13 protein-coding genes are annotated in these 15,643 nt (G+C 67.5%); 1 reads left to right on the forward strand and 12 read right to left on the reverse strand.

What is annotated here, in order from left to right; genetic code table 11:
• Nucleotides 1-6 precede the first annotated feature (6 nt).
• From G1H11_RS18955 to G1H11_RS18985, 7 genes are all read right to left on the reverse strand, one after another.
• The gene (locus G1H11_RS18955) at nt 7-1,731 is read right to left on the reverse strand and encodes a substrate-binding and VWA domain-containing protein (protein ID WP_163820166.1); all 1,725 of its coding nucleotides are present in this window, start codon (nt 1,729-1,731) and stop codon (nt 7-9) included.
• 105 nt (nt 1,732-1,836) lie between these two features.
• Nucleotides 1,837-3,297 (reverse strand): SDR family oxidoreductase, encoded by a 1,461-nt coding sequence (locus tag G1H11_RS18960; protein WP_163820167.1) that lies wholly within the window; start codon nt 3,295-3,297, stop codon nt 1,837-1,839.
• Nucleotides 3,298-3,313: 16 nt separating this feature from the next.
• Nucleotides 3,314-4,405 (reverse strand): tRNA 2-thiouridine(34) synthase MnmA, encoded by a 1,092-nt coding sequence (mnmA, locus tag G1H11_RS18965; RefSeq protein ID WP_174257800.1) that lies wholly within the window; start codon nt 4,403-4,405, stop codon nt 3,314-3,316.
• A gap of 2 nt (nt 4,406-4,407) precedes the next feature.
• Nucleotides 4,408-5,586 (reverse strand): cysteine desulfurase family protein, encoded by a 1,179-nt coding sequence (locus tag G1H11_RS18970; RefSeq protein WP_163820168.1) that lies wholly within the window; start codon nt 5,584-5,586, stop codon nt 4,408-4,410.
• Between the two features lie 31 nt (nt 5,587-5,617).
• Entirely contained in the window at nt 5,618-6,892 is a 1,275-nt protein-coding gene (locus tag G1H11_RS18975; protein ID WP_163820169.1) for a phosphodiester glycosidase family protein, read from the reverse strand.
• 178 nt (nt 6,893-7,070) lie between these two features.
• Nucleotides 7,071-8,018 carry an electron transfer flavoprotein subunit alpha/FixB family protein gene (locus G1H11_RS18980; protein WP_163820170.1) on the reverse strand — a complete coding sequence of 316 codons (948 nt, stop codon included), beginning with the start codon at nt 8,016-8,018 and terminating at the stop codon, nt 7,071-7,073.
• A gap of 25 nt (nt 8,019-8,043) precedes the next feature.
• Entirely contained in the window at nt 8,044-8,826 is a 783-nt protein-coding gene (locus tag G1H11_RS18985) for an electron transfer flavoprotein subunit beta/FixA family protein (protein ID WP_163820171.1), read from the reverse strand.
• Nucleotides 8,827-9,069: 243 nt separating this feature from the next.
• On the opposite strand from G1H11_RS18985, the gene G1H11_RS18990 reads away from it, so the two are divergent.
• On the forward strand, nt 9,070-9,441 hold the full coding sequence (locus tag G1H11_RS18990) for a hypothetical protein (protein ID WP_163820172.1): 372 nt from the start codon (nt 9,070-9,072) through the stop codon (nt 9,439-9,441).
• Here G1H11_RS18990 and G1H11_RS18995 read toward each other — a convergent pair.
• The 5 genes from G1H11_RS18995 to G1H11_RS19015 form a co-directional block, all read right to left on the reverse strand.
• On the reverse strand, nt 9,407-10,468 hold the full coding sequence (locus tag G1H11_RS18995) for an HTTM domain-containing protein (RefSeq protein ID WP_163820173.1): 1,062 nt from the start codon (nt 10,466-10,468) through the stop codon (nt 9,407-9,409). The genes G1H11_RS18990 and G1H11_RS18995 overlap by 35 nt on opposite strands.
• Nucleotides 10,465-11,247: a DUF5819 family protein gene (locus tag G1H11_RS19000; protein WP_163820174.1), complete on the reverse strand. Its 783-nt coding sequence runs from the start codon at nt 11,245-11,247 to the stop codon at nt 10,465-10,467. The genes G1H11_RS18995 and G1H11_RS19000 overlap by 4 nt, the downstream gene beginning before the upstream one ends.
• A 121-nt stretch (nt 11,248-11,368) precedes the next feature.
• The gene (locus G1H11_RS19005) at nt 11,369-13,366 is read right to left on the reverse strand and encodes a choice-of-anchor G family protein (RefSeq protein WP_163820175.1); all 1,998 of its coding nucleotides are present in this window, start codon (nt 13,364-13,366) and stop codon (nt 11,369-11,371) included.
• Nucleotides 13,367-13,736: 370 nt separating this feature from the next.
• A complete protein-coding gene (locus G1H11_RS19010; protein WP_163820176.1) occupies nt 13,737-14,885 on the reverse strand; it encodes an HTTM domain-containing protein in 1,149 nt (382 codons plus the stop codon).
• Nucleotides 14,882-15,616, reverse strand: coding sequence for a DUF5819 family protein (locus G1H11_RS19015; protein ID WP_163820177.1), 735 nt, complete (start codon nt 15,614-15,616; stop codon nt 14,882-14,884). The genes G1H11_RS19010 and G1H11_RS19015 overlap by 4 nt, the downstream gene beginning before the upstream one ends.
• Nucleotides 15,617-15,643: the final 27 nt, after the last annotated feature.

The following is a 15,643-nucleotide window of genomic DNA, read 5'->3' on the forward strand; positions in this document are numbered from 1 at the left end:
TTTAACTCAGCAGTTCGGACGGCACTGGCGCTCCACCATCGCCTGGAAGAAGATCTCCGGCAGGTCCGCCGGGTCCACGGCCTGATACGCGGACGCGCCCGTTGCCCCGGAGATCTGCTCCAACGCCGCCATGTCGGCGTCCGGGCCGATCCCGATGGTGATGATGAGCACCGGGCGGGCCGGGTCATGCTGCGCCTGGAGCTGGGTGAGGAGCGTCTCCAGATCCATCCCGGGCTCCAAGCCGGCACCGCGCTCGTCCTCGCCGTCGGTCAGAAGCACCACGGAATTGACCCGGTTGGGGTCGAAGTTCTCCTTGACCGCGCGGAACGCTGCCCACGCTGTGTCGTAGAGCGCCGTCCATCCCCGGACCTCGGAGTCGGGCAAGGCCTTGGTCTCGGCGACGAGCGCGTCCAGGCGGGTGCCGTCACCGACCTCGTCGGTCAGCGGACCCAGCTCCACCACCTCGCGCCAGTGATCGGGCGGATCCTCCTCGGTGGAGAACACCCATAGACCCAGGTCGCTCGTGGGCGGGATGAGCTGCAGGGCGGCCAGATTGGCGTCGCGGACCACCTCGATCGGTGGTGGCGCGTCGCCTTCGGTTTCCCACATCGAGCCGGAGACGTCGATCACGGCGAGCATGCGCATGTCGAGAGAGAGCGCCGCCCACTGTCGCTGGGCCGCATTCACCGCTTCCGGTTCCGGGAGCGGCAAGATGGCGGGCATCCGCGCCTGAGTTCCGTCGACGATCCCCGCGGAATCGCGGGCGGCACCGTCCGCGCTGCGAAAGCCCGCTTCCTGGATGGCGGTCACCGCGGGCTCCGTGTGCAGGAACTCGAGGAGGCGCTCGATCGCGGCGGACCTCGCCGCGTCGCCGTCACCTGTCCCGTCGTCACCGGAGTTGATCGGAACGGCCGGATAATCGAAGACCGGGGTGCCCTCAGCTGGGTAGAGCGCTACTACCAGGTGCTCCGGGTCTTGCTCGTTGTGCTTCACCACGGACTGTTCGGTGGCCGTGAACAAGGCCGTCGACGACGAGCCGGACGACACCAGCTCGTACGCCGCCTCCACATCGGCCACCGCGGACCGGGAGACGGAGGTCATCGCCTCCACCAGCCTGGCCTGATCTTGCTCACCGCCACCGACGACGCCCTGCACCGCCAGGAGCGTGGCCAGACCTTCTGTGGTGGCCATGGGGTCGGTGATCGTCGCGGGCGTCTCTCCGCCCAGCATGTCCGTCCACGAGAACTCGGCGTCAGGCCATCCGAGACCACGGGCCACCGGCTTTGGCGCGACCACCACAAGCGGCGACGTCGCGATCTGCCGTGACTCCCCCAACCCTGGACCGTCGCCCGACACCCGCTGGAGCCACAGGGTCGACTCCGGCACCCAGACGTCCGGGCCGCCGCCACCGTTCAGCTCACGGACGACCGCCGCCGAGGGGGCGGCGGCCACCTCGTACTCGACGCATTCGCCGTCCGGAGTCTCGATCATGGCCTGATGGTCATCGACGACCTGGCCGAGGACGAATGCGATGTTCGGCTCGGCCGCCACACTCACCACGATCGGGGCATCGCACGACGCCTCCTGCCGGATCCGGCCCACGTCGTCGTCGCGTAGGTAATCGCTGAGCACGTAGGCGCCGAACGCGAGCACCCCGACGGCGACGACGGCCGCGGTAATACGCGCCCAGAAGCGCCGGCGGTGACCTCGTTGCGCATGGCGTCCACTCATCGTCGGCCCCGACCCCCCTTTCGGAACAACGAGGGGAACATTAGCCTAAATCGCGACATTCCGGAACAGAATGATCCACGTGGCCACGACCGCGGTCCTCGGGCCTCACCCCTGCCATCGGGCGGCTGTGCGGGTGATGTTGCGCGCCATGCCACCGAAGATCAGTCCGTGAAAAGGCCGCAACAGCCACCAGTACAGCTGACCGGACAGACCGCGCGGCACGAACACCGCGCGCTGCCGATAGATCGCTCCGCCGTCTTCCGGGGTGATATGGATCTCCAGCCAGGCTCGCCCCGGCACCTTCATCTCCGCGCGCAGCCGCAGGAAGCGGCCGTGATCGAGCTCTTCGACGCGCCACCAGTCCAGCGCGTCGCCCAGATGAAGCCGGGCCGGATCACGGCGGCCACGCCGCAGCCCCACGCCGCCGATCACCCGGTCGGCCCAGCCGCGGACCGCCCAGGCGAGCGGGAACGAATACCAGCCGTTGTCGCCGCCGATGCCCTCGACCACCTCCCACAGCCGCTCCGGACGGGCCTTCACGTGCACGGTGCGGACATCGGACAGCAACGAACCACCCGACCAGGACGGATCCGACGGCAGCGGATCTGAGGGCGGTCCCGCCGTCGATGCCTTTGACCAGCTGCTCTCCACCTCGGCGTCGTGGATACGTTCCAGAGCCAGCTCGACGGCGCGCCCATACGAGGTGGCCTCTGCGGCCACGCCCGGCATGAAGTCGGCGATGTCGTTCTCCGAGCAGACCGCCTCGTGCACGAGGGAGTCGATAAGAGGCACGGCGATGGATCTCGGCACCGGTGTGATGAGATTGACCCAGTGTGCGGAGAGTCGCGGTGTGAGCAGGGGCACCGGGATGATCACCCGGCGGCCCAGCCCGGCGGCTCTGGCATATCTGCGCATCATGTCCGCGTATGTCATGACGTCCGGGCCGCCGATGTCGAACGTGCGGTTCGTGTCGTCCGGCAGGCCAGCACAGCCGATCAGGTACGCGAGCACGTCCCGCACCGCGATCGGCTGGGTCCGAGTGTGGACCCAGCGCGGGGTCACGCTGACCGGCAGCCGGTCCGTCAGGTATCTGAGCATCTCGAAGCTGGCTAAGCCGGAGCCGATGATCACCGCGGCCTGGAGGATGACGGCGGGCACCTCCGAGCGTAGGAAGATCTCGCCGACCTCGGCACGGGATGCCAGGTGATCCGAGAGGTCGCCGCCGGCGGCGGGATGGAGCCCGCCGAGATACACGATCCGGCGCACGCCACGCTCCCGTGCGGACTCCGCGACGATACCCGCGGCTCGGCGGTCGATCCCCGCGAAGTCCCGCACGTTGAGCGAATGCACCAGGTAGTAGACGAGGTCGATATCGGTCATAGCCTCCCGGACGCTGCCGGCGTCCAGGACGTCGCCGCGGGCGATCTGCACGTCTCCTGCCCACGGCAGGTCGCGCAGCTTGCGCGGGTCGCGCGCGAAGCACCGAACCGTGTGTCCCGCAGCCGTCAGCCGGGGAACCAGCCTGGTGCCGATATATCCCGACGCTCCGGCGACGAGGATGCGCATCAGTGGGCGGGTGGCGTCACGCGGGTGAGCCGGCCCACGCCGCGGTGCGCTCGATGGTGGCCGAACCGATGACCCGATCACCGTCGTAGAGCACGACGGCCTGCCCGGGAGCGACGCCCTCCTGTGCCTCGTGGAACCGCACAGTCACGGCATCGCCGTCCACCTCGACGCGAGACGGCACGGCTGTGCCGTGCGCACGGAACTGAGCCGCACACTCCATGGCTCCGCTCGGCGCCGCGCCACACCATCGTGGCGTCATACCCACCACCTCGTCGACGGCGAGGTCCTCCCGCGGGCCCACTGTGACCCGGCGGTCAACCGGGGATATATCCAGCACATACCGGGGCTTGCCGTCGGCCGCGGGCCGACCGATCCGCAGCCCCTTGCGCTGGCCGATGGTGAAGCCGTACGTGCCGTCGTGCTCGCCCACCACCGAGCCGGACGTGTCCACCAGTTCTCCGGGCGCCTCGCCCAGCTGGTTGCGGAGGAATCCCGCGGTGTCCCCGTCGGCGATGAAGCAGATGTCATGGCTGTCCGGCTTGTCCGCCACCGCGAGCCCGCGCCGGGCGGCCTCGTCACGGATCTCGGTCTTCACGGTGTCCCCGAGGGGAAACATCGCGTGCCGTAGCTGGTCGGAGGTCAAGACCCCCAGCACGTAGGACTGGTCCTTCTCCGGGTCGGCAGCGCGGTGCAGCTCTCGGCCGTGCGGGCCGTCGAGGATCCGCGCGTAGTGTCCCGTGCACACGGCGTCGAAGCCCAGGGCGAGGGCGCGATCCAGCACCGCCGCGAACTTGATCTTCTCGTTGCAGCGCAGGCACGGGTTGGGGGTGCGCCCAGCGGCGTACTCGGCGACGAAGTCGTCGACGACGTCGGCCCGGAACCGCTCGGCCAGGTCCCAGATGTAGAACGGGATGCCGAGCACGTCGGCAGCGCGCCGTGCGTCCCGCGAGTCTTCCAGCGTGCAGCATCCGCGCGCCCCGGACCGGAACGACTGCGGGTTCGACGACAGAGCCAGGTGCACGCCCGTCACGTCGTGCCCAGCGTCGACCATCCGGGCGGCCGCCACCGCCGAGTCGACGCCGCCGGACATCGCCGCCAACACCCGCATACTCACAGGAACACCCCCGCTGCTCGTGCTCTCTCCACCACCGAACCGATGGACCTGGTCAGGGCGTCGACATCGGCCCGGCTGGAAGACCAGCCCAGCGAGAATCGCAAGGATCCGCGGGCCAGCTCCTCGTCGATGCCCATGGCCAACAGTACGTGCGACGGCCGCGGCACGCCCACCGAACACGCGCTGCCCGTGGAACAGTGGATCCCCGCCGCGTCCAGCAGCAGCAACAGCGAATCTCCCTCGCAACCGGCGAAGGAGAAATGGGCCATACCCGGCAGAGACGATTCCGGGTGACCGTTGCGCACAGCGCCGGGAACCGCATCCAGGACGCCGCGGACAAGATCGTCGCGCAGCTCCCGCAGGCGCTGGGCGTGAGTGCCCACATCCCGGGTCGCCAGGTCCACGGCCGCCGCGAAGCCGGCGAACCCAGGCGGATCGAGTGTGCCGGAGCGAATGTCGCGCTCCTGTCCGCCCCCATGCTGCACCGGCGTCAGCTTGACGTCCCTGCCTACCAGGAGCGCTCCAACGCCGATAGGTCCGCCCAGCTTGTGCCCCGACACCGTCAGGGTGTCCAGCCCGCTCGCCGCGAAGTCCACGGGCACCTGACCCACGGCCTGAACCGCGTCGGAGTGGACGGGAATGCCGTGTTCCCGCGCGACAGCGGCAGCCTCACCGATGGGCTGCAATGTACCGACCTCGTTATTGGCCCACATGACGGTCACCAGGGCGACCGACTCCGGTTCACGGCGTACCGATTCCCGCAGGGCCGCGACGTCGAGGCGCCCGGACCTGTCGACCGGGATCCACTCCACCGACGCGCCCTGGGCTTCGCCGAGCCACCGCACGGCATCCATGACGGCATGGTGCTCCACGGCCGACGCTAGGATCCGCGCCCGCCGGGGATCGGCGGCCCGGCGAGACCAGTACAGCCCCTTCACGGCCAGGTTGTCCGCCTCCGTGCCGCCCGAGGTGAACACGACCTCGCTGGGCCGTGCACCCAGGGCGGCGGCGACACTCTCCCGGGACTCCTCCACGGTCTTGCGGGCCTGCCGGCCGGCGGCGTGCAGCGACGACGGGTTGCCGAGGGTGGCCATCGCCGACGCGACGACCTCGATCACCTCGGGGTGGATCGGGCTCGTCGCGGCATGGTCCAGGTAGGCGCGCCGCTCCGACATAACCCCACCAGTCTACGGTGAGGCGCCCGGGTCACCCTCGTCGCACGCTGAACACCCCGATCCCGTTCGGCACCGGACGCTCCACACCGCCCGGCGGGGAGTTGCGCAGGCTGACCGATCCAGCGCCGCGGTCGCGGGCGACCATGGTGCTAGAGCCACCGCCGTCGAGATTGATCGCGACGTCGGCACCGAGCCCGCTCATCACCTCGGCGAGATCCTGGATAGAGATCCCGGCGCTGTGCTCCTGGCTGCCGTCGACGGTCACCAGATAGACCGTGGCGCCGTCCGCGGCGGCGCCCGCGGCCGTGCGGGGTGCCCGGACCCCGTCCTGGAGCCCGGCCAGCGGCTCTCCGCCGCGAAGGATCGGTGTGCCACCGATAGCGAAATCGAATTCCGCACCGTCGCTGGCTACGAGCCGGTATTCGACGTCCACCGCATCGCCCGGTTCCAGGTGGTCGAGGCGGGCGGTGCCGCCTTCTCGTCCGACGAGGACGACCGTGCCGTCCGGTATCGCTCCGGCGCGTGGCTCGTCGTGCACCTCGGTGACCACGCCATCGGAAACGACGACTTCGATCGTCTCGTCGGCGCACGGGTCGTTGCGGTGTGTGTCCGACCCACAAGTGGCACGCTTGCGGTTCGCCTCCCCCCATACGGGCGTGAAGGCGCCGACACCGCCCTGCCTGATCGCGTACTGGTTGAACCCATCGAGAGGGGTGGTGCCGGCGGGCGTGGTGATCACGCCTTCGAGGGAGAGCTCGGTCATCCTGGCCCTGCCTTCACTGACGCCGAAGACCGTCTCAAGGTTCGTCGTCTCCGGGGCCAGCGGCGGGCCCCAGCGCTGACGCATCGGCACTGCCGCGGTCAGGGGCTCACCGTCGGCGACGGCCGGACCGACCGGCGCGTTCGTCCCGGCGATCTCCGGAGTCCCGCCGATGTCGAAGAAGTCGCCGTTGACACCGGCGACCGCGCCTGTGGCGTCGGCCAGCTCGGAAATCGCTTGCCGGGACGACACGACGCCGGGGTACAGCACATCCAGCGTCACCTGGGAGTTCCTCAGGGTCACCGTCAGCAGGTCGCCCTCGACGCGGTCGCCGGCGTCGTCGATCAATACGAACTCCCGGTGCCGCACCCCCGGGGCCACCGGCTGGGTCGGTCCCACCTCCAGCCCCGCACCGAACGCCGCCTCGCCTGCTTCGCCGGCCTGCGCTCCCGGGACGGCGACGAGCGCTAGTCCAAGCGCCCCGATCGACACCGCCCCGAGCACCGTCGTGGTACCGCCTGTCCAGGGGAATCTCCCACGTGCCATGTGACCCTCCTCGGGTCTCGTCCGCCAGGTCGCGCGCCAGCGGGATGCCGAGACCAGCGAGAACGAGCCGCCGGAAGTTCGGAGCGCCAGCACGTGGCTAGCACTGTAGTGGCCTAGACCGTAATGGTCTAGGCCACTAAGCTAACGATAGACAACGAGAAGCCGGCGGGCCGGCCGTTCAGCCCTTGCGCTTGCCGATCTCCTCCGTGGCCTGCGGGAGGACCGCGTGCAGGTCACCGACCACGCCGAAGTCCACCATCGAGAAGATCGGTGCTTCCGGGTCTTTGTCGACGGCGACGATCGTCTTCGACGTCTGCATCCCCGCCCGGTGCTGAATGGCTCCGGAGATACCGGCCGCAATGTACAGCTGGGGAGATACGGTCTTGCCGGTTTGCCCGACCTGGTGGGCGTGGGGATACCAACCAGAGTCGACGGCCGCGCGCGATGCCCCGACTGCGGCGCCCAAAGCGTCCGCCAGCGCCTCGACGGGCCCGAAGTCGCCGCCTGTCCCACGGCCACCGGACACGACGATGGCGGCCTCGCTGAGCTCGGGACGACCGCTGGCCTGACGGGGCTCTCGTGAGATCACCCGGGCAGCCCTGGCGGCGTCGGAGATCGACACCGTCAGCTTCTCTTCCGTGGGTGTGGTCTCGGCAGGCTCCGGGGTGGCCGAGTTGGGCTTCACCGTGATGATCGGAGTACCGTGCGTGACCTTGCCCGTGACGGCGTATGCGCCCGCGAAGGCGGACTGGGTGGCCACGAGGTCAGCGCTGACGTCTACAGCGTCGGTGATGACCCCGGACTCCAATTTGACCGCCAGCCTGGCGGCGATTTCCTTGCCATCCGGGCTGGAGGGCAGGAGAATCCCGGCCGGCTGCGAGGCAGCGGCCACCTGGGCCAGCACCTCCGCCTGCGGGGCCACGAGGTAGTCGTCGAACTCGGGGCTCTCCGCGATGTAGACCTTGGTGGCGCCGAACCGGCCCAGAGTCTCGCGGGCGGCCTCATAGCCGGCGCCGATGAAGACCGCCGACGGCTCACCCGCGCGCCGGGCGAGGGTCAGCAGCTCCGAGGTAGTTTTGCGCACCGCGCCGTCGGCATGGTCGACCAGGACGAGGATTTCAGCCATGTGTGCTCTCCCTAAGAGCCGTGAATCAGATGAACTTCTGGCTGGCGAGGTATTCGGCGAGCTTGGTGCCGCCGTCGCCCTCGTCGGTGACGATCTCGCCCTGCGTGCGCGCTGGGCGAGCGACGACGGTCTCGACCGCCGTCCAGGCGGCGGCCAGGCCGACCGTGGACGGATCGACCTCGAGATCGGCAAGGCTCCACGTCTGGACCGGCTTCTTCTTCGCCGCCATGATGCCCTTGAACGACGGATAGCGCGGCTCGTTGATCTGATCCGTCACCGAGACGATGGCCGGCAGCCGCACCTCGACCGTCTCGGTGGAATCGGCGTCACGGCGAGCAGTGATCTTGCCGTCGCCGACGGTGAACTCTCCCACGAATCCGACCTGGGCGACGCCCAGCCGCTCCGCCAGCATCGCGGGGACGACCCCCATGCCGCCGTCGGTGGAGGCCATACCGGTGACGACGAGGTCCACGTCGCCGATCTTGCGGATGGCGGCGGCGAGGACCTCCGACGTGGCGGGCGCGTCGGAGCCGTGCAGCGCGTCGTCGACGATGTGCACCGCTGCGCCGGCACCCATCTGCAAGGCTCGCTTCACCGCGTCGAGCGCGCCTTGAGGCCCCATGGTCACGGCGATCACCTCGGTGTCGCCCGCGGTCTCGGAGATCTTCAGCGCCTCCTCGAGGGCGTACTCGTCGAGTTCGGACAGGATGCCGTCGACGCCCGTACGATCTGTCGTGTTGTCGGAGCCGTCGAATGTGCGCTCCGCCGCCGCGTCCGGCACGTGCTTCACCAATGTGACGATCTTCATGATCGGGCCACAACCTCCTGCGCTGCCTCTGGCGTGGACGAAAGGCGGCGTCGAACTGGGTCACGGCCTTTCGTGGTCGCCACGATCGTACCTCTTGTTACTCACGGGTAACACCTGCGCGCCGGATCTGCGCAGTGGAACATGTCACACCGGCGCACCGCGCTGACGTTACCCGTCAGCGGTAGCGGGTACTCGATCAGCACATCATCCGATGTACGGGAACTCGAATGAAAGAAGGGCGACATGACGGAGACACCTGGCGACACCGGCACCGAGCGGATGGCTGCCGCTCGCGAAGGCATGCCGGTCCTCGACGTCACAGGCGAGGAGATCGGTACCGTTCAGGAGATGAAGCTCGGTGACCCCGAGGCGGTCACGGGTGCTGGTCAGGAAGCCGGAGACAATCCGCCCACCATACTCGGACACATCGCCGAGGCATTCACCAGCGACGACCTTCCCGAGCACGTGGCCGAACGGGCCCGGCGGCTGGGCTACCTCAAGGTGAGTCGCACGATGTCGCCCACCGACATCTTCGTGATCGGCGACCAGGTGGCTGACGTGGCCGACGGCTCGGTGCGGCTCAGCGTGGAGCGGGACGAGCTGTACGCGAAGTAGGCACCTCCTGCGGGCGTTCCGGCTCGGGGCCGGCCGGCTCACGCGGATCCGGCGCCTGGGCGTCCGTCCTCGCCTGTGCCCGGATCCGGGCCACCTGCCGCCGCAGCCAGGCGGCGAAGGCCGTGTAGGTCTGATCGCGCACGAAGATGGCATCGGCCGCCAGGATGGCGAGGGAGAACCACGGCAGCGCCATGGTCACCGCGATCCCCACGTGCATGCCGAACAGCAGGAGGAGGGCGACCACCCGGGTGATGCGCCGCATGAGCAGGAGCGGGAAGAACAGCTGGACGAACACGGTGACGTAACTGCCGATGGTCACCACGACGCCGCTGGTGTACACCATCTCGTTGAGGCCCGGCCAGGCCGCGTACTGGTCGATCTGCAGCGGGTAGTAGAGCCCTACGCCTTCCTGCCACATCGATCCCCGCACCTTCGACATGCCCGAGACGACGTACACGAAGAACACCTGGGCGGCGATCGCCATCAGGGCGACATTGTGGAAGAGCACACCGGGCCAGGCCGGCCAGCGGTCGAGAATCTCCCGCGCGTTCGGTGTACGCCGACGCCGGCGGGCATCGAGCGACCAGTGAGCCGAGATGTCGGCGAAGCACATGAACAGCAGCGCGATCCGGACCAGATTGTCTCCGGCGTCGGTCGCCAGCGGATTGAGCCGCATCATGCTGGCCAGCAGGAGAAGGAGGACCGGCGTGACGATCCGGGCTCGCCAGCCGAGCGTGAACAGCACGGCCACCACGCCGAGGACCAGGTACTTGAGGGTGAACACCATCCCCGAGTCCGTCTCGGAGAAGATGGCAGTGAAGGGGAACTCCCACTCGTCGACCGCTACCCAGGGAAGCAGCCACCGCGAGCCGGCGCCCCACACGTAGTGCCGGTCCGCGAAGTTCACCAGTAGCGAGCCGAGAACCGCGACACCGAGAAGGATCCGCATCACCGACAGCCCGTAGGTGGCCTTCTTCCCCTCGAACAGCCACCGCTCGCCACGGTCGATCAGACTGACCGGGTTCATCGTGCCGCCCCCAGCCTCTGCATGGTCCGGGCGAAGGCGTCGTCGTCCTGACCCTCCGCGTCGAGAGTCGGCCGCCATCCGAAGTCCCGGTACGTCCGGCGCGGGTCCTCCGGTTCGGGTTCGAGGCGATCGTCCCAGCGAGGCACCGGAGTGCGTTGCAACTGGATCTGGACAGACTCGACCTCATCGCCCCAGATCGCTCTCGACACCTGGGTGGCGTAGCCGGTGGCGACGCGGTCCGCACGAACCATCGTCGCCACTCTCGACGACGACTCACCGCCTTGTTCCTCGATGAGGTCCTCGGCGAGGGGCTTCCAGTTGCTCATGTCGGCGTAGTCGGCGGCCATGATCTCGCGTTGCGCGTCGCTCAGGCGGTTCCACGCCGAGTTGAGACGGCGATGAAGATTCGACGACAGCCGGCTAGCCCGGGAGGGGGCCGGGCTACCGCGCACCTCAGTCCATTCGAAGCCCGTGGCCGAGACCCACTCGGTGGTGCGCAGATCTCCCGATGCCGGATCACGCAGCCGGGCACGGACGAGGATCTCGTCCTCGCTGTTCACCGGATTCGGGGCGAACAGACTCCAATTCTGCTGGAAGAAGGGCCGGATATACCCGCGGACCTCTTCGTTCACGGCCTCCCGGATCGGATTCGACGGGGCGTTCCACAGAAATGTGACAGCGACGTGGATGCCGAGAAGGCCCACGAGGAAGAATGCGACCCCGCGGGCGATCGGTGGCACGGCAATCCGCGCCGCGCGTTGATCCGTCACGTCTGACACGCCCGCCAGGGTAGACGACATGCCGGCTCGGCCATAAGCCGCCCGACGACGACGGAGGGGCCGGCGCCTCACGGCGCCGGCCCCTCCCATGAGGTCAATGACCTACTCGGGGGTTAAGAACTCACCCCTGAGCCGCCATCCGGCGGTTGCGGCTGACCGTGTAGAAGGTGTAGCCACCCGCAGCCAGCAGGCCGACGATCAGCAGCAGCCAGAGCACGTTGGAACCCGTGTCGGGCAGGTCGCCATCGGCATCCGCGTCGGCATCTGCATCCGCATCCGCGTCAGCTTCGGCATCAGCGTCCGCATCAACCTCAGCGTCCGCATCAACCTCAGCGTCCGCGTCCACGTCCGCGTCCACGTCCGCGTCCACGTCCGCGTCCACGTCGGCATCCACATCAGCGTCCACGTCGGCATCCACATCAGCGTCCACGTCGGCATCCACATCAGCGTCCACATCGGCATCCACGTCCGCGTCCACATCGGCGTCCACGTCCGCGTCCACGTCCGCGTCGACCTCCTGCTCCTGCGCCACGTTCGCGCCGACCTCGGAACGAGCCAGGTCGATCTGGGCCAGGCTGTTCTCCGGAAGGACATTCACGAACAGCGCCGAAACGCGGAAGGGGCCACCGGACTCCAGAGCCGCCGCTTCGAAGTCGACTGTGGGCACCGTACGCAGGGCCTGCGCGGCAGCGCTCGCGTTCGGCTGATCCGGCTGGTAGTTCAGCTTGATCGACAGGATGTCGCTCAGAAGATCGAACACGTCTTCCAGGGTGTCCTCGAGTCCGAGGTCACCGATCAGGCCGTTCAGCGTGCCGCTGAGGTCGTCCACCAGCGCCGTGGCGTCGTCGAGGACGCCGGCGACAATGCTGACCACCGCGTTGAGCACACCGCTCACCAAGCCGGACACGGTACCAACGACGCCGGTGCTGTTGTCGACGATCAGGGCATCGCCGGAGGCGATCTCGTCGAGCGTTCCGCTCAGGCTCAGGTCGAGCGTGCCAGCGATAGATGACGCGTTGAGCGACACATTGAGCTTGACAGCGTCGAGCGCGGTGGAAACCGTGTCGACGATGTCGCCGAGCAGGTCGCTCAGCAGGTCGCTCAGGTTGTCGAGCAGGCCACCGATGACAGCCGAGCTGAGCAGCTCGGTGTTCGGCGCCTGGCCGTTCAGCCCGCCGTCGAGAAGCTCGTTGAGATCGATGCTCAGCGTGCCGGTCGTCAGGTCGAGCTCGATGCCCGAACCGCCGATCGTCGAACTGAGCAGCTCCTCGACCGCGCCCTCGATGTCGGTGTCGACACTGATGTCCAGATCCAGGCTGGCACCCAGAAGGTTCAGGACCGAGTTGAGGACGCCGAGGGTCCCGAGGGCATCGCCCAGGGCGCCGTCTTCTCCGAGCACGCTGTTCAGCAGGTCGTCGATCGAACCCGTGGTGTCCAGGATCTCCGGCATGAGTTCACCGAGCGCCGGGATCTGAACGTGGAGCCAGCCGCCGGCGATCTCGTAGTCGCGGTGCAGCTGGAACTCGTCGGACTCGTTGCCCGTTCCGAAGACGTCGCCTTCGGACGTCGGGCCGATCAGGTGCGCCTCCGACGAGATCGCGCCGAGCTCGAGCTCGACGTCCGCGATCAGGTCGGTGAGCTCCTCACCGAGAAGATCGGTGAGGTCGAAGTTGGCGTTGCCGGGGAACCCGGCATCCACGCCGGTGCCGACGCCGCCGTTGTCCGCGACCGCGCCGGTCGCGGCGCTCGAGGTCGCGTCGTCCTCGGCCGTCGCCCACTGGTTGACGGCGCCGAGCTCGATGATGTCGCTCAGCGGAAGCTGAAGTCCGCCTGGAATGTCGAGCTCGATGGAGTTGAGCAGCTCGACAGTCAGCGGGTTGGCGTCGGTCTCAGGCTCCGGCGTACCGAAGTTCTCCACCTCAACACCGGCCAGCTCGACGATGTCGTCGAGGTCGACGCCGAGCAGTTCACCGGCGAGGAACCTCGCTTCAGCGCGCGAGTAGTCTCCTTCGTCCGCCGACGCTGGCATCGCCAGACTCGTCGACGCCAGGGCGGTTATCGCCCCTGCGGCGACGGTGCTGGACAGCAACCGTCGACGCCTTGCACTTTCAAACGTCATGCCTTCTCCCCTAGGGCAGTACCAAAAGGTGTCGCGGCCATGAAAGTTAGACAGCGCTCGCCGCGACATGACCAAGACACTATCGGCATGAAGTTCGCTTGTCGCATGGGTAATGATCGTCCGTTCGGACATAAATTATGACCGTCCAGGCACTGGTCAGTGAGGAATGCGACAATAGGACCATAGGGCCGTAGTGTCCTATTCTGGACATTTCACTCATCTGCCCTCAAGCAGCTCACACGCGTGCCGGCCTACCGTATTCACCAACGCGACAAAATGGCGCCGGCAGATGCCGGCGCCATGAGGTAGGGCGAATTCGGAGGACGGGGCCACCACGACGGGCCAGCCACATCCGCCGGCACGCACCGAATCACGTATCAGTGCGGACCGTTCGGACGATTCCGACGGCTTCTTTGCGCTCCCGTTGCTGGACCACATGTTCGGCCGCACTTTGCTCGAGTTCCGCCGAAGGCGTGCCGGCACCCGGACGGTCGCGGCGGCGCCGCTCGTGCCAACGCTGTCTGACCCAGTCCTGGATGCTCGTGTAAGTCGCATCACGGATGAAGATCATGTCGCCCGCCATGATGAACATCGAGAAGAACGGCAGTCCCATGATGAAGGCGATACCGAGGTGCATGGCCGCGACGCCGAGCAGGGCGATGATCCGCGTCGACCGGCGCAGCAGCATCAACGGGAAGAATACCTGGATGAACACCGAGAAGTAGGTGGCGATCATGACGGCCAGGGCACTGGCGCCGAGCAGCTCGTTGATCGCCGGCCACGGCGAGTACTGCGACACCTGTAGCGGGTAGTAAATGCCGGTGCCGTCCTGCCACCGTTCTCCCTGGACCTTGTACAGGCCGGAGGCCAGGTAGATCATGCAGATCTGGGCACCGATGGCGACGATGGCCAGATTGTGGAACAGCACTGCCACGCGCGCCGCGTTCTCCCGCAGCTGAGGCTTCACCTGCAGCTGGATCGGACTCTTCCACTCCCCGGTGGTCTGCTTGGCGCGCCTCCTGGCGTCCAGCGACCATCTGCCGGACATGTCGGCGAAGCACATGTAGAAGAACAGGATCCGGAAGATGTTGTCGCTCTGGTCTCCGTATATCGGCTGGGACTCGATCAGGCTGACCCAGAGCACCAGGATGATCGGCGCAAGGAGACGCGTGCGCCAGCCGAGAACAAGCAGCACCAGCAGCACGGCGATCACGGCCAGCTTGGCGTCCAGCTCGAACTGGCTGCTTCCGCCGCTGATCATCGTAAACGGCCAGCTGAAGCCACCGTTGTCGTCGATGGGCTCCAGCCAGCGGGCGGCGTCACCCCACAGATAGTGCCGGTTCAGCCAGTTGGCCGCCAGGAAGCCCAGAGCGGTGAGGCCGAACAGAATGCGCACGAGGGCGATGCCGTAGGTGGCCCGTTTCGCGCCGAGCAGCCAATCCTCGCCATCCTGGAGAACCGGCATGATCTTGTCGCCGACAGGGTTGGACCGCTTGACCGGCGCTTGAATCTCACTCACCGCGTGAACCTCTCGATCGCCGCCGCGAAAGCTTCCCGATCCTGGTTGTCGAACTCGACCAGCGGCCTCCGGCCGAACTCACGGGACCGAGGCTCGGGTTCGATATCACGGTGCCGGTCTGCGAATCGCGGTGCTGGATACTCCTCGGTCTTGAACTGGACGTACGTCAAGCCCGCGTCCTCGCCCCAGTATGCGTAGGCGAACTGTGTCGCATAGGCGGTGATGGTTTCGTCGTAGCGCAGGACATACGAGATGCGGCCGGACGGAGATCTGTCCTCTGCTTGCATCAACCGAGCCTTCAGCCGATCCCAGGCGTCCGAGTGGTAATGGCTTGCGAGCGCCCGGCGCTCCTCGCTGTTCAAGCGTCCGTGTTGCTGGCCGATACGGGTCGCGAGGCGGCGGGTGACGATACCGACTCGAGAGGGCGTGAGGTTGTGCAGGACGGCTGCCTTGATCTCCAGATCGGTGACGTCCACCCACTCGGTGTGCCGCTCATCGTCGAACCAGCCCCGAACCAGCAGGGACCGCTCTGTGCTGATCGGGTTGGGGGCGAACAAGCTCCAGTTCTGCTGGAAGAACGGCAGCATGTAGGAATCGAGGGGTTCCTTCACGGCACTCTTGGCAGCGTTGTCCGGACCCACGAACAGCGCCGTCGCCGCCAGATGTGCCGTCAGCACGATGCCGAGCGCACCGGCCAGGAATTTCAGCCAGGCCGGTCGTGTCTGCTGCATTCAGTGCCCCTTAACGATGCACGCTCT

Source organism: Phytoactinopolyspora alkaliphila (genome assembly GCF_010550695.1).
Classification (GTDB): domain Bacteria; phylum Actinomycetota; class Actinomycetes; order Jiangellales; family Jiangellaceae; genus Phytoactinopolyspora; species Phytoactinopolyspora alkaliphila.